26 protein-coding genes and 1 pseudogene are annotated in these 22,209 nt (G+C 70.4%); 11 read left to right on the forward strand and 16 right to left on the reverse strand.

Annotated features, from left to right (window positions below; genetic code table 11):
• Nucleotides 1–82: 82 nt before the first annotated feature.
• Together ACF06X_RS24020 and ACF06X_RS24025 are read left to right on the forward strand one after the other, a co-directional pair.
• The gene (locus tag ACF06X_RS24020) at nucleotides 83–736 is read left to right on the forward strand and encodes a pyridoxal 5'-phosphate synthase (protein ID WP_392289340.1); all 654 of its coding nucleotides are present in this window, start codon (nucleotides 83–85) and stop codon (nucleotides 734–736) included.
• Nucleotides 737–777: 41 nt separating this feature from the next.
• Entirely contained in the window at nucleotides 778–1,026 is a 249-nt protein-coding gene (locus ACF06X_RS24025) for an SCO4226 family nickel-binding protein (protein WP_392289341.1), read from the forward strand.
• A 45-nt stretch (nucleotides 1,027–1,071) separates the two neighbouring features.
• Here ACF06X_RS24025 and ACF06X_RS24030 read toward each other — a convergent pair whose 3' ends face one another.
• On the reverse strand, nucleotides 1,072–2,952 hold the full coding sequence (locus ACF06X_RS24030) for an AMP-dependent synthetase/ligase (RefSeq protein WP_392289342.1): 1,881 nt from the start codon (nucleotides 2,950–2,952) through the stop codon (nucleotides 1,072–1,074).
• 97 nt (nucleotides 2,953–3,049) lie between these two features.
• On the opposite strand from ACF06X_RS24030, the gene ACF06X_RS24035 reads away from it, so the two are divergent.
• A complete protein-coding gene (locus tag ACF06X_RS24035) occupies nucleotides 3,050–3,907 on the forward strand; it encodes a MaoC family dehydratase (RefSeq protein ID WP_392289343.1) in 858 nt (285 codons plus the stop codon).
• Here ACF06X_RS24035 and ACF06X_RS24040 read toward each other — a convergent pair.
• On the reverse strand, nucleotides 3,876–4,526 hold the full coding sequence (locus ACF06X_RS24040; RefSeq protein WP_392289344.1) for a TetR/AcrR family transcriptional regulator: 651 nt from the start codon (nucleotides 4,524–4,526) through the stop codon (nucleotides 3,876–3,878). The two genes, ACF06X_RS24035 and ACF06X_RS24040, sit on opposite strands and share 32 nt — an antisense overlap.
• A 482-nt stretch (nucleotides 4,527–5,008) precedes the next feature.
• On the opposite strand from ACF06X_RS24040, the pseudogene ACF06X_RS24045 reads away from it, so the two are divergent.
• A pseudogene (locus ACF06X_RS24045) lies at nucleotides 5,009–5,329 on the forward strand (phosphatase PAP2 family protein); the annotation flags it as partial.
• 39 nt (nucleotides 5,330–5,368) lie between these two features.
• Here the strand turns inward: ACF06X_RS24045 and ACF06X_RS24050 are convergent.
• The 8 genes from ACF06X_RS24050 to ACF06X_RS24085 all read right to left on the reverse strand — a co-directional run bounded on the left by ACF06X_RS24050 (nucleotide 5,369) and on the right by ACF06X_RS24085 (nucleotide 12,922).
• A complete protein-coding gene (locus ACF06X_RS24050; RefSeq protein ID WP_392289345.1) occupies nucleotides 5,369–6,052 on the reverse strand; it encodes a response regulator in 684 nt (227 codons plus the stop codon).
• Between the two features lie 7 nt (nucleotides 6,053–6,059).
• Nucleotides 6,060–7,550 (reverse strand): sensor histidine kinase, encoded by a 1,491-nt coding sequence (locus ACF06X_RS24055; protein ID WP_392289346.1) that lies wholly within the window; start codon nucleotides 7,548–7,550, stop codon nucleotides 6,060–6,062.
• 81 nt (nucleotides 7,551–7,631) lie between these two features.
• On the reverse strand, nucleotides 7,632–8,969 hold the full coding sequence (locus ACF06X_RS24060; protein ID WP_392289347.1) for a dicarboxylate/amino acid:cation symporter: 1,338 nt from the start codon (nucleotides 8,967–8,969) through the stop codon (nucleotides 7,632–7,634).
• Between the two features lie 389 nt (nucleotides 8,970–9,358).
• Nucleotides 9,359–9,652, reverse strand: coding sequence for a DUF4229 domain-containing protein (locus ACF06X_RS24065; protein ID WP_392289348.1), 294 nt, complete (start codon nucleotides 9,650–9,652; stop codon nucleotides 9,359–9,361).
• Between the two features lie 57 nt (nucleotides 9,653–9,709).
• Nucleotides 9,710–10,246 carry a GNAT family N-acetyltransferase gene (locus tag ACF06X_RS24070; RefSeq protein WP_392289349.1) on the reverse strand — a complete coding sequence of 179 codons (537 nt, stop codon included), beginning with the start codon at nucleotides 10,244–10,246 and terminating at the stop codon, nucleotides 9,710–9,712.
• 121 nt (nucleotides 10,247–10,367) lie between these two features.
• Nucleotides 10,368–11,531 carry an aminofutalosine synthase MqnE gene (mqnE, locus tag ACF06X_RS24075; RefSeq protein ID WP_392289350.1) on the reverse strand — a complete coding sequence of 388 codons (1,164 nt, stop codon included), beginning with the start codon at nucleotides 11,529–11,531 and terminating at the stop codon, nucleotides 10,368–10,370.
• 48 nt (nucleotides 11,532–11,579) lie between these two features.
• Nucleotides 11,580–12,035, reverse strand: coding sequence for an Lrp/AsnC family transcriptional regulator (locus ACF06X_RS24080; RefSeq protein WP_355113733.1), 456 nt, complete (start codon nucleotides 12,033–12,035; stop codon nucleotides 11,580–11,582).
• A gap of 200 nt (nucleotides 12,036–12,235) precedes the next feature.
• A complete protein-coding gene (locus ACF06X_RS24085; protein ID WP_392289351.1) occupies nucleotides 12,236–12,922 on the reverse strand; it encodes a UbiX family flavin prenyltransferase in 687 nt (228 codons plus the stop codon).
• 98 nt (nucleotides 12,923–13,020) lie between these two features.
• Between ACF06X_RS24085 and ACF06X_RS24090 the strand changes: the two genes are divergently transcribed.
• A complete protein-coding gene (locus tag ACF06X_RS24090; protein WP_392289352.1) occupies nucleotides 13,021–13,626 on the forward strand; it encodes a rhomboid family intramembrane serine protease in 606 nt (201 codons plus the stop codon).
• A 6-nt stretch (nucleotides 13,627–13,632) separates the two neighbouring features.
• Here the strand turns inward: ACF06X_RS24090 and mqnP are convergent, their stop codons facing one another.
• Both mqnP and ACF06X_RS24100 read right to left on the reverse strand, forming a co-directional pair.
• The gene (gene mqnP, locus ACF06X_RS24095; RefSeq protein WP_392289353.1) at nucleotides 13,633–14,535 is read right to left on the reverse strand and encodes a menaquinone biosynthesis prenyltransferase MqnP; all 903 of its coding nucleotides are present in this window, start codon (nucleotides 14,533–14,535) and stop codon (nucleotides 13,633–13,635) included.
• Nucleotides 14,532–15,989 (reverse strand): menaquinone biosynthesis decarboxylase, encoded by a 1,458-nt coding sequence (locus ACF06X_RS24100; protein WP_392289354.1) that lies wholly within the window; start codon nucleotides 15,987–15,989, stop codon nucleotides 14,532–14,534. Before ACF06X_RS24100 ends, mqnP begins: the two co-directional genes overlap by 4 nt.
• A 101-nt stretch (nucleotides 15,990–16,090) precedes the next feature.
• On the opposite strand from ACF06X_RS24100, the gene ACF06X_RS24105 reads away from it, so the two are divergent.
• Nucleotides 16,091–16,564 carry a PLD nuclease N-terminal domain-containing protein gene (locus tag ACF06X_RS24105; RefSeq protein WP_392289355.1) on the forward strand — a complete coding sequence of 158 codons (474 nt, stop codon included), beginning with the start codon at nucleotides 16,091–16,093 and terminating at the stop codon, nucleotides 16,562–16,564.
• A 1-nt stretch (nucleotide 16,565) separates the two neighbouring features.
• Nucleotides 16,566–17,456, forward strand: coding sequence for a LysR family transcriptional regulator (locus tag ACF06X_RS24110; protein WP_392289356.1), 891 nt, complete (start codon nucleotides 16,566–16,568; stop codon nucleotides 17,454–17,456).
• On the opposite strand, the gene ACF06X_RS24115 is transcribed toward ACF06X_RS24110, so the two are convergent.
• A complete protein-coding gene (locus ACF06X_RS24115) occupies nucleotides 17,353–18,300 on the reverse strand; it encodes a DMT family transporter (RefSeq protein WP_392289357.1) in 948 nt (315 codons plus the stop codon). The two genes, ACF06X_RS24110 and ACF06X_RS24115, sit on opposite strands and share 104 nt — an antisense overlap.
• Before the next feature lie 148 nt (nucleotides 18,301–18,448).
• Between ACF06X_RS24115 and ACF06X_RS24120 the strand changes: the two genes are divergently transcribed.
• The gene (locus tag ACF06X_RS24120; protein ID WP_392289358.1) at nucleotides 18,449–19,069 is read left to right on the forward strand and encodes a flavodoxin family protein; all 621 of its coding nucleotides are present in this window, start codon (nucleotides 18,449–18,451) and stop codon (nucleotides 19,067–19,069) included.
• Nucleotides 19,070–19,209: 140 nt separating this feature from the next.
• Here ACF06X_RS24120 and ACF06X_RS24125 read toward each other — a convergent pair whose 3' ends face one another.
• Nucleotides 19,210–19,764 carry a hypothetical protein gene (locus tag ACF06X_RS24125; RefSeq protein ID WP_392289359.1) on the reverse strand — a complete coding sequence of 185 codons (555 nt, stop codon included), beginning with the start codon at nucleotides 19,762–19,764 and terminating at the stop codon, nucleotides 19,210–19,212.
• A 78-nt stretch (nucleotides 19,765–19,842) separates the two neighbouring features.
• On the opposite strand from ACF06X_RS24125, the gene ACF06X_RS24130 reads away from it, so the two are divergent.
• Together ACF06X_RS24130 and ACF06X_RS24135 are read left to right on the forward strand one after the other, a co-directional pair.
• A complete protein-coding gene (locus ACF06X_RS24130) occupies nucleotides 19,843–20,310 on the forward strand; it encodes a MarR family winged helix-turn-helix transcriptional regulator (RefSeq protein ID WP_392289360.1) in 468 nt (155 codons plus the stop codon).
• 396 nt (nucleotides 20,311–20,706) lie between these two features.
• The gene (locus ACF06X_RS24135) at nucleotides 20,707–21,096 is read left to right on the forward strand and encodes a hypothetical protein (protein ID WP_392289361.1); all 390 of its coding nucleotides are present in this window, start codon (nucleotides 20,707–20,709) and stop codon (nucleotides 21,094–21,096) included.
• On the opposite strand, the gene ACF06X_RS24140 is transcribed toward ACF06X_RS24135, so the two are convergent.
• Together ACF06X_RS24140 and ACF06X_RS24145 are read right to left on the reverse strand one after the other, a co-directional pair.
• The gene (locus ACF06X_RS24140) at nucleotides 21,093–21,443 is read right to left on the reverse strand and encodes a hypothetical protein (RefSeq protein WP_392289362.1); all 351 of its coding nucleotides are present in this window, start codon (nucleotides 21,441–21,443) and stop codon (nucleotides 21,093–21,095) included. The genes ACF06X_RS24135 and ACF06X_RS24140 overlap by 4 nt on opposite strands.
• Complete coding sequence (locus ACF06X_RS24145; protein ID WP_392289363.1) at nucleotides 21,440–21,772, reverse strand: hypothetical protein; 333 nt, start codon at nucleotides 21,770–21,772, stop codon at nucleotides 21,440–21,442. The genes ACF06X_RS24140 and ACF06X_RS24145 overlap by 4 nt, the downstream gene beginning before the upstream one ends.
• A 164-nt stretch (nucleotides 21,773–21,936) precedes the next feature.
• Between ACF06X_RS24145 and ACF06X_RS24150 the strand changes: the two genes are divergently transcribed.
• Entirely contained in the window at nucleotides 21,937–22,200 is a 264-nt protein-coding gene (locus tag ACF06X_RS24150; protein WP_392289364.1) for a GntR family transcriptional regulator, read from the forward strand.
• Nucleotides 22,201–22,209: the final 9 nt, after the last annotated feature.

A 22,209-nucleotide genomic window follows, 5' to 3' on the forward strand; every position in this document is an offset into this window, starting at 1 on the left:
GACGACATCCAGAAGGCGGCACACGCCGTGCCGGTGAGGGAGTACGGGCGGCGGCCGGCCGCCCGGGCCCTACGGTGGCCGTATGACCGACTTTCGCACCGCCCTCCACTCGCTGCGGGTCTGGGACACCGAGCTGCCCGCCTTCGACCCGTCCACCGCGCCCGCCGACCCGCTCACCCTCTTCCACGACTGGTTCACGGCAGCGGCCGAGGCCGGGGAGACCGAGCCGCACGTCATGTCGCTGGCCACCGCCGACGCGGACGGCCGCCCCGACGTCCGCGTCCTGATGCTGCACGACGCCGACGCCCGCGGCTGGCACTTCGCCTCCCACGCCACCAGCGCCAAGGGCCGCCAGCTCGCCGCCCGGCCCGAGGCCGCGCTCGGCTTCTACTGGCCCGGCCAGGGCCGCCAGGTGCGGGTCCGCGGCCGGGTGGCCACCGGGACTCCCGAGGAGTCGTACGCCGACCTCCACGCGCGCTCGACGGGCGCCCTGGCCTCGGCGCTGGTGCAGCGCCAGAGCGAGGTCCTGGAGTCGGTCGAGGTGCTCGCCGAGGCGAGCGCGGCGGCCTGGGAGCGGGCGAACGCCGAGCCGGAGACCGCGTCGAAGACCTGGACGCTCTACATCCTGGAGCCCGCCGAGGTGGAGTTCTTCCAGGGGGACGAGGAGCGCCGGCACGTACGGCTGCGCTACCGCAGGGACGGCGCCGGCTGGGTCCGGGAGCTGCTCTGGCCGTGATCGCCGTGCGAGCGCACCATGGGAGAAGGAGGTGGGACGAGATGGGAACGTACATGGACGTCCACCACAACATGGTGGGCATCACCGGTGATCAGCTCAAGGAGGCCCACGCGGCCGACCTCGCCATCGAGAAGGACGAGGGCGTGCACTTCGAAAGGGCCTGGGCGGACCCCAAGTCCGGAACGGTGTACTGCCTCTCCACGGGCCCGTCGGCCGAGGCGGTCCAGCGCATCCACGAGCGCACGGGCCACGCGGCGGACGAGATCCACGAGGTTCCGCTCAGCGTGTGAGCGCGCGCTCGCGCGGGGAGGGGCGCGCGTCCTCGGACCGCGCCCTCACTCGCCCGCGTACATGGCGTCGATCTCCCGCGCGAAGTCCCGTATCACCGCCGCCCGTTTCAGCTTCAGGGACGGCGTGAGGTGTCCGGCGGCCTCGGAGAACTCGGTCGTCAGGAGGCGGAAGGCACGGATCGACTCGGCCCGTGAGACGAGCCGGTTCGCCTCGTCCACCGCCCGCTGGAGTACGGCCAGGAGCTCCTCGTCCCGGGTCAGCTCCCAGAGCGCGATGTGGTCCTTCTTCCGCATCCGCCGCCAGTGCACAAGACCCTCGTGGTCGAGGCTGATCAGCGCCGTGACGTACGGACGGTTGTCGCCGACGACCACGCACTGGCTCACCAGCGGGTGGGCGCGCAGCCAGTCCTCCAGCGGGCCGGGAGCGACGTTCTTGCCGGCCGAGGTGATCAGGACGTCCTTCTTCCGGCCGGTGATCCGCAGGTAGCCGTCCGCGTCGAGCGCGCCCAGATCCCCGGTCGGGAACCAGCCCTCGGAGGTGTGGGGCAGGGCCTCCCCGCGCTGGGAGTCCCAGTAGCCGGCGAAGACATGGCCGCCCTTGAGCCAGACCTCGCCGTCGTCCGCGATCCGCACCGCCGTCCCCGGCAGCGGCCACCCGACGGTCCCGGTGCGCGGCCGCTGCGGCGGGGTGACCGTCGAGGCGGCGGTCGTCTCGGTCAGTCCGTACCCCTCGAAGACCTCCACGCCCGCGCCCGCGTAGAACTCCGAGAGCCGGGCGCCCAGCGGCGACCCGCCGCAGATCACGTACCGGACCCGGCCGCCGAGCGCCGCCCTGATCCGCCGGTAGACCAGCGGGTCGTACAGCGCCCGGGCCGCCCGCAGCCCGAGGGACGGCGCCGGGGCGTGCCCGTACCGCTCGGCGACCCGTGCCGCGCGGTCGAAGGAGGCGCCCCGGCCCATCCGTTCCGCCGTGGCGCGGGCGGTGTGGAAGACCTTCTCCAGGACGTACGGGATGGCGAGCAGGAACGTGGGCCGGAAGCCGGCCAGGTCGCTCAGCAGGTCGTCGTTCTCGATCGACGGCGCGTGCCCGAGCCGTACCCGCGCCCGTACGCAGCCGATGGCCACCATCCGCCCGAAGACATGGTTCAGGGGCAGGAAGAGCAGGGTCGAGGCGGGCTCCTTGCTGACCGAGCGGAAGACGGGGTGCAGGAGGGCGACCGCGTTGTCGGCCTCGGCGAAGAAGTTGGCGTGGGTCAGGGCGCAGCCCTTGGGGCGGCCGGTGGTGCCCGAGGTGTAGATGAGGGTGGCGAGGGTGTCGGGGGTGAGCAGTCCGCGGCGCGCGGTGACGGCCTCGTCGGGGACGTGCGCCCCGGCCCGGCGCAGGTGGTCGACGGCGCCGCTGTCGAGGACCCAGAGGTGGGCAAGGCCGGGCAGTCCGCGGCGCTCGGTGGAGACGGTCCGGGCCTGGGTCATGTCCTCGACGACGCAGGCGGTGGCGCCGGAGTCCTGGAGGATCCAGCGGGTCTGGAAGGCGGAGGAGGTGGGGTAGACGGGGACGGTGATCAGGCCGGCGGCCCAGGCGGCGAAGTCGAGCAGGGTCCACTCGTAGGTGGTACGGGCCATGAGGGCGAGCCGGTCCCCGGGGCGGAGCCCTTCGGCGATCAACCCCTTGGCCACGGAGTGGACTTGGGCCGCGAAGGCGGAGGCGGTGACATCGGCCCAGGTGCCGTCGGGGCGCTTGCGGCCGAAGACGACGGCGCCGGGGTCGTCGCGGGCGTTGTCGTAGGGGAGGTCGGCGAGCGAGCCCCGCCGTACGGGAGGGACGAGCGGGGGTACGGAGACCTCCCGCACCCGTCCGTCGACGACGGTCCGGTGCGGCTCGACCGGCGGCGGGATCTCCGGGTGTGAGGGGGTGGCGACGGACACGTGCGGCTCCTCGGTCGTCGGAACGGACGGTCAACTCCCCAACCAACAAGTAACCTTACTCCGGAGTAAATCTACGACCGGGCAAGGAGCCAGGACAATGGCCGTGACAGCGACGCCGCGACACCTGCTCGCCCTGGCCGGGGCCGTGGTCCGTTCCCCCTTCACGAAGGTCGGCCCGGACGCCCGCGCGCCCGAGGCCCGGATCGTCGGCGGCCCGCTGCGGATCGACCCCGGACACCTCGCCGCGTACGCCCGCGTCTGCGGCTTCGGTCCTGATCGGCTCGCGCCGCTCCCCCTCACGTACCCCCACGTCCTCGGCTTCCCCGCCGCGATGCGGCTGATGTCCCGCCGGGACTTCCCGCTGCCCCTGCTCGGCCTGGTCCACACCTGGATCACGATCAGCCGGCACACCCCGCTGACCTCGGAGGACCGCCCGGAGATCACCGTGTACGCCGAGGGGCTCGCCCCGCACCGCCGGGGCACCGAGGCCACGATGGTGACCGAGGCCCGGCTCGCGGGGCGGCTGGTGTGGGAGTCGCGCAGCGGCTATCTGGCCCGGCACGGGCGCCCGCCGGGACCGCCCGAGGAGCCCCGCGCACCCTTCGTACCGCTTCCGCTTCCTGAGGTCGCCGCCTGGCACCTCCCCGCCGACCTCGGCCGCCGCTACGCCGCCGTGTCGGGCGACCGCAACCCCATCCACCTCCACCCGCTCGCCGCACGGGCCTTCGGCTTCCCGGGGACGGTCGCGCACGGCATGTGGACCCTCGCCCGCTGCCTGGCGGAAGCCGACCCGGACGGCGAACTCACCGCCGTAAGAGCGGAGTTCAAGGCGCCGATCCTGCTACCGCGCACGGTCGCCTACGCGTCCGACGGGCGCGGCGCCTTCCAACTACGGTCCGGGGAGCGCCTGCACCTCACCGGCGTCACCTCGGCGACCAGCGCTCGTGCTTCATGAGGTTGCCCAGGCCCGCCCACGCGAAGTTCATCAGCGTCGCGGCGGACTCCCAGGCCGTCATCCCCGGCGTCTCGTTCGCCCAGCCGGCCAGCGACTCCGCCGCGCCGACCAGGGCCTGGGACAGCCCGGCGACATCCCGCTCGGCCAGCTCCGGATCGCGGTGCGTCGCACGGTGGGTCTCCTTCGCGGCGGCACCGATCAGCGTCGCCACGTACGCCACGATCTCGTCCCGCATCTGCGCGGCCTCGCTGGCGAACGGTTCCCCGTGCGTCCGCGCCTGCCGGTTGAGCACCGCCCAGCCGTCCGGATGCTCGGCGGTGTGCGTGAAGAAGGCGAGCAGCCCGGCCCACAGCTGCTCGTCGGCCGGCAGCCGCGGATCGACGGCCGCGGCCACCGCGGCGAGCAACGCCTTCGCCTCGCGCCGGATGCAGGCGGTGAAGAGGTCTTCCTTGGAGTTCAGGTAGAGATAGACGAGCGGCTTGGAGACGCCCGCGAGTTCGGCGATGTCGTCCATGGACGCGGCCTGGTACCCCCGCTGCCCGAAGGTCTGCACAGCGGCGTCCATCATCTGCTGCTCGCGCACGGCGCGCGGCATCCGCTTGGCCTTCGTGGCACCCACGTCGGACATCCTTCCCCACCCCGCTCGCTGGTCGGTGGAGAGCCTACGGGACGCTCACGCGGCTGCCTCTCCGGCGGCGGTGGTGTCAACCCTGACCATCGTCCAAGTCCGACCTTGCCGTTCGGCTCAGGATTCCGACTGTTGCCGCTCCTACGTTCGGCGCCATGGAAACGCACTCTCGAGAGAACATACGGGTCGCCCGGCTGCTGGGCTCCGTGGCATTGCTGGGAGCGGGAGCTGGAGCGATTGTCCGGCTGTCCCCCGGCGGGCTGGGCGAGGCCGGCGCGACTGAGGTCACGCAGGGGGCTTCGGTATCCGCGTACCGGTCGGTGACCGGAGCTGTGGCGGACGCACCGGCATGGATGGGCTCGCTTCTTGAGGTGGCGACCGAGGGCACCCTGGTGATCCTTGGACTGTCGCTGTTCTGGCTGTGCTGGACCGCGGTCCGCCACAAGGACGTTGCCGGCGCCGCAGGGGCCGTCATGATCGGTGTCGGCACCGTTGCCGCCTATGCGATCAGCGAGGCACTGAAACTGGTCGTGGACGAGGAGCGGCCCTGCCGAGCGCTGCGAGGGGTCGAGGCGATCGCGGAGTGTCCGGGGGCGGGGGACTGGTCTTTTCCGAGTAACCACGCCACCCTGGCCGCCGCTCTCGCGGTCGGGCTGGCCATGCGGCGGCCACGCCTGGCTTTCGTGACACTGCCGTTGGCCGGGGCGGCGGCACTTCTGCGCGTCCTGGTGGGAGTCCACTACCCACATGACGTGCTCGCCGGCGCGGTTCTCGGCGGTACGGTCGCGGCTGCTGTGTTGCTCGCCGTGATGCCGCTCGCGGTACGGGCGACATCACTGCTGCTCAGGCGCTGGTGGGGGAACAATGCCGGCCTCATGGGCCACGACGGCGGCAGCGGCCCGGTTGTCCACACCCAGACGAGCCAGGACGGAGCTGACGTGCGCCTTGACCGTTCCTTCCACCACATGCAGCCGACGGGCGATCTGGCCATTGGACAACCCGCTGCCGAGGAACGACAGCACTTCGCGTTCCCGGGCGGTGAGCCCATTGACCCGCTCACGGGCAGCGCCGCGCCGACTGGCCAGGGCACCGGCGCCGCTCGACGCGAGGTGCGCGACCACTCGGGCCGCGACCTTCGGTGACAGGTAGGCGGCGCCGTCGGCAACAGCACGGACTCCCGCGACCAACTCCTCGGGCTCGCCCGACTTGATCAGGAAACCGGCGGCGCCGCCGCCCAGCGCCTGGAGGATGTAGTCGTCTTCCCCGAACGTCGTCAGCATGATCACACCGGTGGTCGGCACCGTCCGGTGGATCTCCGCCGCTGCCTCGATGCCGTTGACCTTCGGCATACGGATGTCGAGCACGGCCACCTGGGGGCGATGGCGCCGGACCAGTTCCACAGCGTCCTGTCCGTCGGCGGCCTCGGCGACGATGTCGATGCCTGGATCGGTGGACAGTACGGCCCGCACGCCCGCACGGATCATCGCCTCGTCGTCGGCGATCAGCACCCGGATCATCGAACGCTCAGGGCGTCAGGGCATCGAGAGACACCAGCGTGTCCCTCTGGAAGCACAGCCGGTACGCGTCTCCGGACCGGTCGTCGAACCGGTCGGCTGTCATCGCGTAGTACTCGCACGTAATGCCTCGTCCCTTGGGTTCGGTAGCCGACGGGCGGTGGATCGTCTGACGGTCCGGCAGCACACGCTCCACCTCGGAGCGATCCTGCCCCACTCGCAGGCGGGCGTAGTCGCGCGGGTCCAGCACCGAGCGCGACGCCGACAGCGTCTCCCACCCCATCAGCGTTCCGCTCAGCACCGCGCCGGTCACCAGGGGCAGCATCACCGCCATGACCAGGGTCCGGCCGGCACGGCGTCGAGCGTGGCGATACTCCTGCGGCAGTTCGTCCCCCTGCCGATGAGGAGTGGGGGCGGCAGTTCGCGGTCGCTGTGCCGGGGGCAGGTGCGGAAGCCGGGCGACGACCGCGAACCCGCCGCCGTCCTGGGGGCCGTACTCGAAGGAGCCTCCGGCCAGCCGGACTCGTTCATCGAGACCGACGAGGCCGCGGCCTCCACTCCGGGGACGAGGACCAACCGGAGCCGACGCGGGGCCGTTCTTCACCATGACCTTTGTTTCTGTCGCCGTATGCGACACGTGGACCGTCGTCGCCGCCCGGGAGGCGTGCTTGGCCACATTCGTCAGTGCTTCCTGCACGACGCGATGGGCGGCTCGCTCGACCACTGGGGGAAGATCGGCCCTCTCGCCATCGACACGCAGTTCGACCGCGAGCCCGGACGCGGACGCCTCGCCCACAAGATGCGCAAGGCTGGAGCTGGACGGCCGCATCGGTGCGTCTTCCGTCTCCTCACGCAGGACACCGATCACCTCGCCAAGACGCTCCACCGCGGCCGCGGCCTTGGCCCTTATGTCCTGGGCAGCCAGCCGATGACGGTCTTCCATGCCTGGCGCGAGCTTCAGGGCGCCGGCCGACAGCGCGATGAGGCTGAGGTCATGGCCGAGTACGTCATGCATGTCCTGCGCGATGCGCGCCCGCTCAAGCAGCCTGGCCTGCTCGGCGACCAACCGCCGCTCTCGTTCCAGATGCTCGGCCCGCTCCCAACCAGCCTTGATCAGTTCCTGGTGCTGCCGCCAGAACCGGCCCGCGAACCAGGGCAGCATGGCGGCGAGGACCACCACCCCCACGAACCGGCTCCCCCACGCGAGCCACGAGGGCACCATGGACGCGGCCACCACTCCGGCTGCGAGAACCGCGATCAGTACCAGTGCTGTCGGACGGATTCTTCCAGGCCGCCGCCCCGCCAGGAACGCGGTGATCACGGTCGGCAGAGCCCACCACAGGCTCACCACACTCAAACCGGCCGCTACCGTCGTAGCCCCCGCCAGCAGGTTGCCTGGATCAAACACCCGCCGGAAGCCGGCCGCACCGCCTCCGGCCGCCCTCTCGTCTTCGGTCGTGGTCTCGTTCACAGACGTGACGGTACGGAAGACGTGGACCATCCGGCACTGCCGAAAGTCGTAACGCGGTGATGCCCATGCCCCCGCGGCGGGGACATGGGCATCAAAGAGCTACGGACGCGGTCAGGCCGTGGCCGGGACCGCCACCTTCCGCTCCGCCTCGCGGGCTTCGTACTCCTCGATCGGGGAGGACGACGCCGCGTTGTAGACGTCGTGGTCCAGGATCTTCTCGCGGGCCGCGACGATGACCGGGACCAGGGCCTGGCCGGCGACGTTCGTCGCGGTGCGGATCATGTCGAGGATCGGGTCGATCGCCATCAGCAGGCCCACGCCCTCCAGCGGGAGGCCCAGCGTGGAGAGGGTCAGGGTCAGCATGACCGTCGCGCCGGTGAGGCCGGCGGTGGCCGCCGAGCCGACGACCGAGACGAAGGCGATCAGCAGGTAGTCCTGGATGCCCAGCTGCACGTCGAAGATCTGCGCGATGAAGATCGCGGCGAGCGCCGGGTAGATCGCGGCGCAGCCGTCCATCTTGGTCGTGGCGCCGAACGGGACGGCGAAGGAGGCGTACTCCTTCGGGACGCCGAGGCGCTCGGTGACCTTCTGGGTGACCGGCATGGTGCCGACCGAGGAGCGGGACACGAAGGCCAGCTGGATGGCCGGCCAGGCGCCCTTGAAGAACTGGATCGGGTTGACCTTGGCGACGGTCGCCAGCAGCAGCGGGTAGACACCGAAGAGGACGAGCGCGCAGCCGATGTAGACGTCGGCGGTGAAGGTCGCGTACTTGCCGATCAGCTCCCAGCCGTAGTCGGCGATGGCGAAGCCGATGAGGCCGACGGTGCCGATCGGGGCGAGGCGGATGACCCACCACAGGGCCTTCTGGAGCAGCTCCAGGATCGACTCGGCGAGCGTGAGGATCGGCTTGGCGCGGTCACCGAGCTTCAGCGCGGCGACGCCGGCGACGGCGGCCATGAAGACGATCTGCAGGACGTTCAGCTCGGTGAAGGGCGTGATGACGTCCGAGGGGATGATCCCGGTCAGGAAGTCGATCCAGGTGCCCTCGCGCTTCGGCAGCTTGCCGTCCTGCGGCGTGAGGCCGGTGCCGGCGCCGGGGTTGGTGAGCAGGCCGATCGTGAGGCCGATGGCGACCGCGATCAGCGAGGTGATCATGAACCAGACGAGCGTCTGGGCGGCCAGCCTGGCGGCGTTGTTGACCTTGCGCAGGTTGGTGATGGACACCAGGATCGCGAAGAAGACGAGCGGGGCGACGGCGAGCTTCAGGAGCTGGACGAAGATGTCGCCGACCTGGCCGAGGGTCTCCTTGAGCCAGCTGACGTCCTGGCTGCGGGCGAGCCAGCCGAGCAGGACGCCGAGCACGAGACCGGCGACGATCTGGGCCCAGAAGGGGACCTTCGGTATGCGGGACGGAGACTTCGTCACGGGCGCGGACGCGGACGCGGACACAGACACACTCCACAGGTGCGTATCGGGGAAATACGGGACGGGGGTGCGGCACACACGCGCTCAGGCGGTGCCGCTGCATGATGCCGGGTCAGAGCTCGCGGCAACAGACCGCGGACATACAGCGGCACAGATCGACATGCAGGCGCGCCACGAGCGGGGTGCTCACGGCATCGAGGGGGCGCACAGCTGTCTTCATGCCGAACACGTTAACACTTGAACTTTGAGATGCTCAAAGCCCTTCTTTGGGGTCCCGGGAGGTCGAACAGCCTCCGAAACGCAGAACACCCCGGTCAGGAGCCTTGGAAGCTCATGACCGGGGTGCTGTGCGCTGCTGTGCGTGTGAGGAAACTTACGCGCCCTTTACGGCGCCTCTACCCTTTACGACGCCGCTACAGGGCGTCCTCCCGGGACCGGTTCGACTCGAGCTTCGTCTTCGCCCGGTCGACCTTGGCCGCGATCCCCTCCGACATCGCGTCCCGCTGCTTGCGCAGCAGCACGAAGCTGAGCGGCGCGGAGATCACGACGGAGAGGACGAGGACCCAGAGCAGGTTGGAGTCGCCGAGGCCGCGCGGCAGGGCGCCGATGTAGACCAGACCCCAGAGCACGAAGAAGCAGCCGGCGAAGATGCCGATGCGCATGAGGGTGTAGCGGAGGGTGGCGGCACCCGTTCCGTTCTCGGACACGACGGCCCCTTTCTCTTCTTCACTGGTCGCGTCCAGTGAAGCATGGGACGAAAGGGATCAAGTCAGCGGGAGCAGCATGATGATGTCGTCGCGGTCGTCCCCCTCGGCGACGCGGATCGCGTCCGGCACGCGCCCGACCTCCTTGTAGCCGCAGGAGGCGTAGAAGCGGTCGACGCCCGTGCCGCCGCGGCAGGCGAGCCGGATGGCCTCGATCCCCCCGAGGCCGCGGACCTCGCGCTCGACGGCGGCCATGAGGTCGCGCCCGTACCCCTTGCCCTGGTGGGAGGGGTGGACCATGACGGTGTAGAGCCACACCCAGTGCCTCATCAGGCGGTGGGCGTTGTACGCGACGAAGGCGGTGGCGGCGACGGTGCCGTCCTCCTCGAAACCGGCGACCAGCCGCATCCGGCCCTCGGTCATGGCGGCGAGGTGCTTGACCAGCTCGGGCCGTACCTCGTCGACCTCCACGGGCGGGACGAAGCCGACGGCGCCGCCCGCGTTGGAGACGTCCGCCCACAGGCGCAGGATGCCGTCCCGCAGGGCCGGGGTGACCGGGGGATCCAGCTCGAAGGTAAGCGGCGTGGTAAGTGGCATGGAGCGAGAGTAGACATTACCCCCACACCGCTCAAGGGGATTCCGCACAGCAAGACGGCCGCGGTGCGCGTCCCCGCGCACCACGGCCGTCCTCACATCGACACATCGACAGAGAAGGGGGTCAGACCCGCATCGGCTGCGGCGACTCCCGGCGGCCCGCGTCCGGCCCCGGGTACTCGCGGATGATCTCGTACCGCGTGTTGCGCTCCACCGGACGGAAGCCTGCGTCCCGGATCAGTTCGAGCAGGTCGTCGCGGGTCAGCTTGTTCGGCGTGCCGTAGTTGTCGGCGTCGTGCGTGATCTTGTACTCGACGACCGAGCCGTCCATGTCGTCGGCGCCGTGCTGGAGCGCCAGCTGCGCGGTCTGGACGCCGTGCATGACCCAGAAGACCTTGACGTGCGGCACGTTGTCGAAGAGGAGCCGGGAGACCGCGAAGGTCTTCAGGGCCTCGGCGCCGGTCGCCATCGTCGTGCGCGCCTGGAGCCTGTTGCGGACCTTGCCGTCCTGCATGTCGACGAAGTCGTGCTGGTAGCGCAGCGGGATGAAGACCTGGAAGCCGCCGGTCTCGTCCTGGAGCTCACGCAGCCGCAGCACGTGGTCGACGCGGTGCCGGGGCTCCTCGATGTGCCCGTACAGCATCGTCGAAGGGGTTTTCAGCCCCTTCTCGTGCGCGAGGCGGTGGATCCGGGACCAGTCCTCCCAGTGGGTCCGGTGGTCCACGATGTGCTGGCGGACCTCCCAGTCGAAGATCTCCGCGCCGCCGCCGGTCAGGGACTCCAGGCCGGCCTCGATCAGCTCGTCCAGGATGTCGGAGGCCGACATGCCGGAGATCGTCTCGAAGTGGTGGATCTCGGTGGCCGTGAACGCCTTCAGCGAGACGTTCGGCAGGGCCTTCTTCAGCTCGGAGAGGGAGCGCGGGTAGTAGCGCCAGGGCAGGTTGGGGTGGAGCCCGTTGACGATGTGCAGCTCGGTGAGGTTCTCGCCCTCCATCGCCTTGGCGAGGCGGACGGCCTCCTCGATGCGCATCGTGTACGCGTCCTTCTCGCCCGGCTTGCGCTGGAAGGAGCAGTACGCGCAGGAGGCGGTGCACACGTTCGTCATGTTGAGGTGACGGTTGACGTTGAAGTGGACGACGTCACCGTTCTTACGGGTCCGGACCTCGTGGGCGAGGCCGCCGAGCCAGGCCAGGTCGTCGGACTCGTAGAGGGCGATGCCGTCCTCACGGCTCAGCCGCTCACCGGCCCGGACCTTCTGCTCCAGCTCGCGCTTGAGTCCCGCGTCCATCGAGGCCGCCTCCCATATCTCCGAAATCAGGCTCCACCCACGCTACCCTCAGCCCTCCTCGGGCAGATCTCCGACCCGGTTCTCCCACTTCGTGGAGAGGACGATGGTGGTACGGGTCCGGGAGACGCCCTTGGTGCCGGACAGCCGGCGGATCGTCTTCTCCAGGCCGTCCACGTCGTTCGCCCGCACCTTGAGCATGAACGAGTCGTCGCCGGCGATGAACCAGCAGTCCTCGATCTCGGCGAGGTCCTTCAGCCGGCGCGCCACGTCCTCGTGGTCGGCCGCGTCGGAGAGCGAGATGCCGATGAGGGCGGTGACGCCGAGGCCCAGCGAGCGGGCGTCGACGGTGGCGCGGTAGCCGGTGATGACACCGGCCGCCTCCAGACGGTTGATGCGGTCGGTGACGGAGGGGCCGGAGAGCCCGACGAGTCGGCCGAGCTCGGCGTACGAAGCCCTGCCGTTCTCGCGCAGAGCCTGGATGAGCTGCCTGTCCACGGCGTCCATAGGTACGAAGCCTTCCATTGTCCAGCGATACCGCGAGTTTAGGTATAAAATCCAAGGTACACAGGGGCCGACACCCTGTGAATCTTTCAGCAGATCAAAAACGATCTTTCGTCCGCTGCGCAGCGCGCCGAGACGCAGCGCACCACGCGCACGACGCGCAGCGCCCGTCCCGTGCGCCACGCGCGCCCCGCCGAGAAGCGCTAGTCACCCCGAGAGCCCGCACCACCGCCACCGAGCTCTCCCTCCCAACGGCGGTACAGCCGGTGCGGCACCCCCGCCGCGTCGAGCACGCGCCCGGCGACGAAGTCCACCAGATCCTGGATGTGCGTCGCCCCCGCGTAGAACGCCGGAGAGGCGGGCAGCACCACGGCGCCCGCCTCGTCCAGCGCCACCAGATGCTTCAGCGTCTGCCCGTTCAGCGGGGTCTCCCGCACCGCGACCACCAGCGGCCGCCGCTCCTTCAGCGTCACGCTCGCCGCCCGCTGCAGCAGGTCCTTCGAAAGCCCCAGCGCCACGCCCGCCACCGAGGCGGTCGACGCGGGCACGATCAGCATCCCCTTCACCGGGTACGAACCCGACGACGGCCCCGCCGCCAGGTCCCCGGCCGCCCAGTACCGCACGCCCTCGACGTCCACGGCGAACGTGTCCGGCTTCCCGTCGGCGCCCCGCGCCAGCCAGGCCGCCAGGTCCTCGCGCCAGTGCGCGTCCCGGAAGGCGATGCCCGTCTCGTCGAGCAGCGTCAGCCGCGACGCCCGCGAGACGACCAGGTCGACGCTCTCCCCCGCCGCGAGCAGCCCCCTCAACACGGCGGCGGCGTACGGGGTCCCCGACGCCCCCGACACCCCGACCACCCAGGGACGACGCTGCTGTTCCTCTACCGGTTCCACGCCGATGAGCCTATCCGGCCCGCCGTCGCGGGCACTGAGTAAGGTGGCCCGGACGTTTCCGGGGGGAAGCGTAGGGCGTACGACCGCAGGGGGCTGCCATGACCGCACCGCACACCCGTGGCGTGACCTCGGCCGGCCGGGGCAAGGCCGCCGCCAAGATGATGCTCGTCTGGGTGGCCGCCCTCTGGGTGCTCGAGGTCGTCGACCACGCCACCGGCCACGCACTCGACGCGTACGGCATCGTCGCCCGCGACCCGGACGGCCTCGGCGGGATCGTCACCGCCCCCTTCCTGCACTTCGGCTTCGACCACGTCGCCTCCAACAGCGTGCCGCTGCTGATCTTCGGCTTCCTCGCGGCGCTCGGCGGCATCCGCCGCTTCCTCGCCGTCTGCGGGGTGATCGTCGTCGCCGACGGCATCGGCGTCTGGCTGCTCTCCCCGACCGACTCGATCACCGCGGGCGCGTCCGGACTGGTCTTCGGCCTCTTCGGCTATCTCGTCGTCCGCGGCTTCGTGGAGCGCAGGCTCCTCGGCATCGCCGTGGGGGTGACGGTCGCCGCGATCTGGGGCAGCACCATGCTGCTCGGCGCCCTGCCCACCGACAGCGCGGTCAGCTGGCAGGCGCACCTCGTCGGGCTCGTGGCCGGCGTGGGCGCCGCCTTCCTGTTCCGCCCCGCGGACCGGCGCCCGGCCCTCACGCCGTAACCCTCGCTAGAGAGTGAGCCCGCGCACCAGCAGGTCGAGCAGCGCGCAGACGAAGAGCGAGATCCCGATGAAGCCGTTCGTCGTGAAGAAGGCCCGGTTCAGCCGGGACAGGTCGTGCGGCTTCACGATCGTGTGCTCGTAGCAGAACGCCACCACCACGATCGCCAGCCCCACCCAGAAGAACAGCCCCGCCTGCGTCGCCAGCGCGTACCAGACGAGCAGCCCGGTCGTGACGACCGCCGAGCCGCGCGCCCCCCACAGCGCCGCCGGGATGCCGAAGCGCGCCGGGACCGACAGCACGCCGTGCGCGCGGTCCGCCTGCACGTCCTGGCAGGCGAAGATCAGGTCGAAGCCGCCGATCCACACGCCGACCGCGAGCCCCAGGATCACCGCGTCCCAGGACCACTCCCCCGTCACCGCGATCCAGGCCCCGATCGGCCCGATCGCCTGCGCGAGCCCCAGGATCGCGTGCGGGAAGTTCGTGAACCGCTTGCCGTACGGATAGATCACCATCGGCACGACCGCGAGCGGCGCGAGCGCCAGGCACAGCGGGTTCAACAGCGCCGCCGCCCCGAGGAAGACGACGACCGCTATCCCCGCCCCGGTCCACGCCGACCGCACGGACACGGCCCCCGTGACCAGCTCCCGCCCGGCCGTCCGCGGGTTACGGGCGTCGATCTCGCGGTCGATGATCCGGTTGCAGGCCATCGCGAAGGTCCGAAGCCCCACCATGCAGACGGTGACGAGGAGCAGCGTGAGCCAGTCGATGTTCCGGTCCCGCTGGAACATCGCGGTCAGCGAGGCGATGTACGCGAAGGGCAGCGCGAAGACCGAGTGCTCGATCATCACGAGGCGCAGGAAGGCCTTGGTGCGCCCGGGCACCGGCGCGGCCGCGGCGGCGCCGGTCACAGGCCGTACTCCTTCCACCGGCGGTCCACGAGCGCGGCCGTCGCCGGGTCGGACTCCACCATGTCCGGCCAGCCGCCGTCCCGGGTGTAGCCCTCCTCGGGAAGCTTCTTCGTCGCGTCGATGCCCGCCTTGCCGCCCCAGAACTGCTGGTACGACGCGTGGTCGAGGTGGTCGACCGGGCCCTCGACCACGGTCAGGTCGCGGGCGTAGTCGGTGTTGCCGAGCGCCCGCCAGGACACCTCGTGCAGGTCGTGCACGTCGCAGTCCTTGTCCACCACGATGATCAGCTTCGTCAGCGACATCATGTGCGCGCCCCAGATGGCGTGCATGACCTTCTGCGCGTGCTTCGGGTACTTCTTGTCGATCGAGACGATCGCGCAGTTGTGGAAGCCGCCGGACTCCGGCAGGTGGTAGTCCACGATGTCCGGCACGATGATCTTCAGCAGGGGCAGGAAGAAACGCTCCGTCGCCCGGCCGAGCGGCCCGTCCTCGGTCGGCGGCCGGCCCACCACGATCGACTGCAGCAGCGGACGCTTCCGCATCGTCACGCAGTCGATCTTCAGCGCCGGGAACGGCTCCTGCGGCGTGTAGAAGCCGGTGTGATCGCCGAAGGGGCCCTCCGGGAGCATCTCGCCCGGCTCCAGCCACCCCTCGATCACGACCTCCGCGTTCGCCGGCACCTGGAGCGGCACGGTCTTGCAGTCGACCATCTCGATCCGCTTGCCCTGCACGAAGCCGGCGAAGAGGTACTCGTCGATGTCGCCCGGCAGCGGCGCCGTCGACGCGTACGTCACGGCCGGCGGGCAGCCGAACGCGATCGCGACCGGCAGCCGCTCGCCGCGCGCCGCCGCCACCGCGTAGTGGTTGCGGCTGTCCTTGTGGATCTGCCAGTGCATGCCGATCGTGCGCCTGTCGTGGCGCTGGAGGCGGTAGAGCCCGAGGTTGCGCACGCCCGTCTCCGGGTGCTTGGTGTGCGTCAGACCCAGGTTGAAGAAGGAGCCGCCGTCCTTCGGCCAGGTGAAGAGCGCCGGGAGCCGGTCCAGGTCGACGTCGTCGCCGGTGAGGACGACCTCATGGACGGGGGCGTTGTCCGACTTCACCTTCTTCGGCGGCACGTGCACCATCGAGCCCAGCTTGCCGAAGGCCTCCCGTACCCCGACGAAACCGTGCGGAAGCTCGGGCTTGAGCAGCCCGCCGATCTTCTCGCTGATCTCTCCGTACGACGTGAGGCCGAGCGCCTTGAGCAGCCGGCGGTCCGTCCCGAAGACGTTCATCGCGAGCGGCATGGCGGAGCCCTTGACGTTCTCGAAGAGCAGCGCCGGGCCTCCCGCCTTGTTCACCCGGTCGACGATCTCCCCGACCTCCAGGTACGGGTCGACTTCGGCCTTGATGCGCTTGAGGTCGCCTTCGCGTTCCAGGGCCCTCAGCAGCGAGCGGAGATCGTCGTAAGCCATAGGGGCCAGTATCCGCCACGGGCTAGGCTGGACCTGTCACCGGGGCCGCCGAAACGGGCCCTGCCACTGCTTCCAGCATCGCTTCCAGGGGGCTGTCCCACATGCTCAGGGCACTGATGTACATCCTGCCGCTGGCGCTGACGATCTACGCGTTCATCGACTGCCTCAACACCCCCGAGGACGAGGCCAAGCACCTGCCCAAGGTCGTCTGGGTCATCATCATCCTGCTGTTCTGGATCGTCGGCCCGATCGTGTGGTTCGCCGCGGGCAAGATGCGCAAGGCCCCCGCCGGCGGCCGCACCCCCTCCGAGTGGCACCGCAACCACCGCACCGAGTGGGTCGCGCCGGACGACAACCCCGACTTCCTGAAGTCCCTCAAGGACGAGAACGAGAAGGACCAGGCCGTCCTCAAGGACTGGGAGGCGGACCTGCGCCGCCGCGAGGAGGAGCTGCGGAAGGAGCGCGAGCAGGGCGAGCCGGGCGGCGAACGGGGTGGCGAGCTGGGCGGCGAGCGAGACGGCGAACGAGGTGGCGAACGAGGTGGCGAACGGGGCGACGACGGGCAGAAGTCCTGACGTGGAGTTCCGGCTCCTGGTCACCTTCGAGAAGGTCGCGACCGTCCTCTCCTTCACCCGGGCCGCCGCCGAGCTGAAGTACGCCCAGTCCAGCGTGACCGGCCAGGTCCGCTCCCTGGAGTCCTCCCTCGGCGTGGAGCTCTTCGAACGGCTCGGCAGCCGCATCCGGCTCACCGAGGCCGGCGAGCGGCTCCTGCCGTACGCCCGCCGGATCATCGAGCTCACGGAGGAGGCCCGGGTCGCGGTCGCGGAGGCCGAGGAGCCGGCCGGGTCGATCGCCGTCGGCACGATGGAGTCGCTGACCTCCTACCGGCTGCCGCCGCTCCTGGAGCTCTTCCACCACCGCTACCCCAAGGTGCGGCTGACCCTGCGCCCCACCCTCGGCGACGAGACCCGGCAGGCGCTGCGTCAGGGCACGTACGACGTCGGGTTCCTGATGGAGCGCGAGACGGAACACGAGGGCCTGGAGACGGAGATCCTCGCGCCCGAGCCGCTGATCCTGGTCGCGGCGCCACGCCACCCGCTGACGGGACGTACGGGTCTGACGCCGGCGGACCTGGCGGCGGCCCAGCTGGTGGGGACCGAGCCGGGATGCCCGTACCGCGACCTGTTCGAGGCGGCGCTGAGCGAGTGGTCGCCGCCGTTCATGGAGTTCGGGACGATCGAGGCGACGAAGCGGGGCGTGGCCACCGGGCTCGGGATCGCCCTGCTGCCCCGGGTCACCGTCTCCGAGGAGCTGGCGTCCGGGGCGCTGGTCGAGCTGGACTGGGAACCGCCGTTCACTCTCGTCACTCAGATCGCGTGGCGGCGGGGGAAGCGGCTGCCGGCGCATGTGCGGCTGTTCGTGGAGCAGGCACGGCGGCTCGTGCGGGAGCAGACCCCGACAGGGTGATCTTCAGGCTGGCCAGCACGATCAGCGGGACGCCGAGCGCCTGGACGAGGCCGATGTGGTGCCCGTACACCGCCCAGTCGGCGAACATCGCGACGGCCGGGTAGGTGAAGGCGAGGACGGCGATCTTGGCGGTGGGCAGCTTCTGGTAGGCGGCGTACATCAGGACGTACATCAGGCCGGTGTGGATGAGCCCGAGCCCGACGAGCCACCCCCACCCGGCACCGAGCCGCGAGGCCGCGCCGAAGTCGGCGAAGGGCAGCAGCAGCGGGATGCCGGCCAGCACCTGGACGAGCGCGACGAGGTGGGGGCGTACGCCGGTGATCCGCTTGGTGACGATCGTCGACAGGGCGTAGAGAACGGCGGCGGCGAGCGCGAGTCCGAGGCCCTTGAGGGAGGCGGTGTCGCCGGGCCGGATGCCGGAGACGAGGACGAGCCCGACGAAGGCGACGGCGAGCCAGCCGAACTTCGCGGCCGTGATCCGCTCCCGGAAGAGCACGGCGCCGAAGACCACGAGGAAGAACGGCTGGGTGTGGTAGACGACGGTGGCGAAGGAGATCGACGTGGCCTCGTACGCCTCGAAGAGCAGAACCCAGTTGAAGACGATGAACACCCCACCGAGCACGGCGAGTCCGAGCTTCTTCGGCGTGAACCCGTGCCCGGTGAAGTAGCCCCGGGCCAGGCTGTACGCGCCGAGGGCGGCGGCCCCGAACAGGCACCGGAAGAACACCACGTTCAGGGGCGACGCCCCGGACTCGACGACGAAGATCCCCAGGGTCCCGGAGAGCACCATGGCGAGGGTCAGCTCGACGGTTCCCCTGGTCTGCGTTGCGCTCTCGTTTCTCATGCCGCCGACGCTACGGACGGGGCCCGGGGCCGGTCCACGAGCCAGTGGGGGGTCCTGCCGATGGGCCCATCGGCGGGGCCGATGGCAGCCGGAATACCTTCCGAAGCAGCGAAGTTGGCAACGGGGCACCCACGAGACCGGAGCAGACATGACTCTCGACGCCACGCGTGACGCGGACCGCTCGTTCCTCTTCGTTCTCGGCAGCTCACGCTCCGACGGCAACACCGAAATCCTGGCGCGAGCCGCCGCGGCGCACCTCCCCGCCGGTGTCCCCCAGCGCTGGGTGGACCTGAACCGGCTGCCCCTGCCCGACTTCCAGGACGGGCGGCACGAGACCGCCGGCTGGCCGGCCGGGGAGAACGAGGAGCTGCTGAGGCAGGCCACGCTGGAGGCCACCGACATCGTCATCGCCTCGCCCCTGTACTGGTACAGCCTCTCCGCCCAGACCAAGCGCTACCTCGACTACTGGTCGGGCTGGCTGAACACGCCCGACTCGGACTTCAAGGAGCGGATGGCGGGCCGGACGCTGTGGGGTGTGACGGCCATGGCCGACGCCGACCACGTCGTCGCGGGCGCCCTGGAGACCACCCTGAACCATTCGGCGGCCTACCTGCGGATGCGGTTCGGCGGCGTCCTGACGGGCACCGGCTCCCGCCCCGGCCGGGTGCGGGCCGACAAACAGGCGATGATCCGTGCCAAGACCTTCTTCCAGCGCGAGACCCCGTTCGCCCGCTTCCCCTACGAGACGGAGGCCGGCGCCGCCGCGTGAGGCCCCGGCGGCCGCAGAGACGGAAGAGCCGGCGGCGGTTGGCTTTGTTCACAAGAGCGAGCCAGGGCACTGCTGAAGCGGTAGTTGAGCTGCCGGCGCACCCACTGGCCGGGGGCGAGGTGAGGCATGCGTTGTCGGGTCTAGGCTGTCGCCAGCTGCCGGAGCCGGCAGGCGTACCAGGTGGTCGAGGCGCAGACTGCCAGGTAGATGACGACGCCCTGGGCGGCGAAGTTGCCGTAGTGGAACTCCCACTGGCCCGCCGCCGGATCGGTGCCGTACAGCGGGTTGTTCCAGATGTACGGCCGGACCCAGGCAACGATGCCGCCGAGGCACTGGGCGGCTACGTAGAGCGCGGCGAACTCGCCGAGCCGCCACAGGTATGACCGGCGGTCGGTACGGATCATGGCACGGACCTCCGAGAGGGCGCTTCCGGCGCGCCAACGCGCGCCGTCCGGGGCCACCCGGGCGCAGATCGCGGGGCTGAACACCACGGCCGCGATGACGAGTCCTATCAGCACGACCGTCAGCAGCCCCGCCGTGCTCTCCGAGCTGACCCGGCTCCGGGCCTGGGGTGCCAGGAGTACGGCCAGGATGGGCAGATGGGTGGCGAGGGCGGCCACGTACACGCGGCCGAGCACAGCGGTCGCCGGCCGCCCGAGGCGACGAGGACGGGGCTGGGCTTGGGCTGTTGTCATACGGCTCATCCAAGCATGGTCTTTCACTTTGGTGAAGTAGTTTTCTTTACCGAAGTGAAGGACTTGTAGCCTGGGTGCATGAGCAACAACCGGGACGGAGCTGCGCTGGGCCACGAGCTCAGCCTGTGGGTGGTGCTCTACCATGAACAGCTCGCAGCCCGCCTGCACGTCAACGCCACGGAACACAAGGTCCTCGGCATCATCGGCCGCACCCCAGGAACCCACCCCGCCAGGCTCGTGAGTGAGACCGGCCTGAGTAACGCCGCCATCACGAAGATCGTCGACCGGCTGGTCGCTCTCGGGTACGTCGACCGGGCTCGCGACCCGGCGGACGGGCGGCGATTCACCCTGACCGCCACCACCGCACATCGGCGCGTCCTGACCGAGACCATGGCTCCCATGCTGGCCGGTATGGATCAGGTCGTGCGGGGTCTCGACGAAGCCGAACTGGCGGCCGTCGGGCGCTGGCTCACCGGGACCGTGGCCGTGATGCGCGATGCCACACTCTCCCTGGCCGAGGAGAACCGCACCCCCCGCACCCTATAGGCCGGCTGATCGGGGTCGTTCTTGCGAGCCGTGCCAGGCGGTGGAGCTGCCACTCATCGGGACCTGACGCAGCGGCAGCAGCGCGGCCAGGACTGCGTCTGGTGCGGCATCACCCTGGCCGCCGGAACGGCGGTCGACTCGGACGACCGGGTCGTCGCCACCCAGCTCCGGCCCGGGACGGCCACGCGTGAAGCCGGGATTGCTGCACCAGGTGGCGGGTGATATTGATCGGCGCAGCAAATCCGGGACTCCCCGGCATCCGGGCAGGTGAAGGAGGAACGGGCTGTGAGACGGGCCACCAGGGCGGAGCTTCGTGCCAACGCGGTGACAATCCACCGCCTCGGGCGCCACCACGGCTTGCGTTCCTTCGTGTTGAGCCCGGAACCGGGGGAGCTCGTGGCAACGGTGGACGAGGGCCGTTCGTACCTCGACGTGCTGGGCTTCGAGTCGGACCTGTCCGACATCCTCGGCGCCGCCGTCGAGGTCGTCCCGCGCGGCCCGGTCGGACTTGCCCCTCGCGAAGCCGGCCCGGAGGGATCGCCGCGAGAGACACGGAGGGCCGGTGCCCACACGGTCATCCGGTACGCGGAGTGGCACATGGGCCCGGACCACTCCGACGAAGCCCGGCCGCTCTACCAACTCCAGTGCACCGCCTGCGAGAGGGAGTCCTCGGCGGAAGAGGAGACGCCACAGGACTGGGCGTTCGCCCACGTCGGCAGGAACCCGTCGCACCAGCACTACCGCGAGATGATCACGCGCTTCTATCGCATGACGCTGGTCGATTAACAGGGCGTGGTCCGGTCGGCCGGACCATGGCAGGGGCAGCCGCAGACGAGGTGGCGGACTTCCCGTACGCCCGTCTCGCGGGGGACGCCGTCCCGGCAGTGATCGTGGCGGCCGACGACGCAGCGCGGTGACCGGAACTCCGGCTCGGGCTCGGGCGTAAGGGCTCGTACCAGCAGGGACACGCTCACGGCGTCGGCGATCTCCGGCGTCACCCACCAGGCGTCCCCCGCGCGGTCGCGGTGCGGGCCGTCATGTCCCACGGCGAGCACACAGACCGAGCCCGCGCACACCGGCCGCATCACCTCCACCACGGCGATCAAGGGCCGCCGGGCCCCGCAGCGACTCATCGGGCCGCCCCGGCGTGGATGTTCCGGTGGTCGACGTCCACCCCGACCGTCGCCAGCCACAACGCCCGCCGACGCCTGCGTTGCACCGCCGCCACATAGGGGCGTTCGAGGGGCGACCGGGAGCCGTCGAGGAGCATCGCCTGCTCCCGGGCGTACGGAGATCGCCGGGTGGGAGCGCGGTGACGCGGCGCGGGGGCCGGGGAGGCCGGGCGGCGGTGGGTGACGGGGCGGGGGCGATGCCTGCCGGTGGGCGGCAGGGTCAGCATGAGAAGCCCGAGCAGAACGGGGATCAGCGCCCTGCCGAGTACGCGCGCGATAGGGTTCCGCACGTCATCAACTCCCTTGAAGTTGGTGGCCATGCCCCGGGGCCGGTACCAGCGGTCGCCGGGGTCTTTTACGTTCGCACCACCGTAGCCCGTGATGCACCGTGATGCATCACGATGTAGCTAGAGCCATCCCAACGTGTATTTGTATGACTATCTACTGTTGCCCTATGAGTCTTGATCCGAAGTCGGCACGTCCGCTGTACATGCAGCTGGCCGACGTGATCGCAGCGAAGATCGCCTCCGGGGAGTTCGCCCCTGACCGGATGATCCCCACGCCGGGTCGCCTCTCCGAGGAGTACGGCATCGCGGTACTGACCGCTCGACGGGCCATGCGTGAACTCCGCGAACGGGGACTGATCATCACCGTGCCCGGCAAGGGCTCATACGTTCTGCCCACTGCCGGGAAGAGCAGCCCTCCGACGGAGGCGTGAGACCCCCGG

The sequence above is a fragment of the Streptomyces sp. NPDC015346 genome, from assembly GCF_043078785.1.
GTDB lineage: Bacteria > Actinomycetota > Actinomycetes > Streptomycetales > Streptomycetaceae > Streptomyces.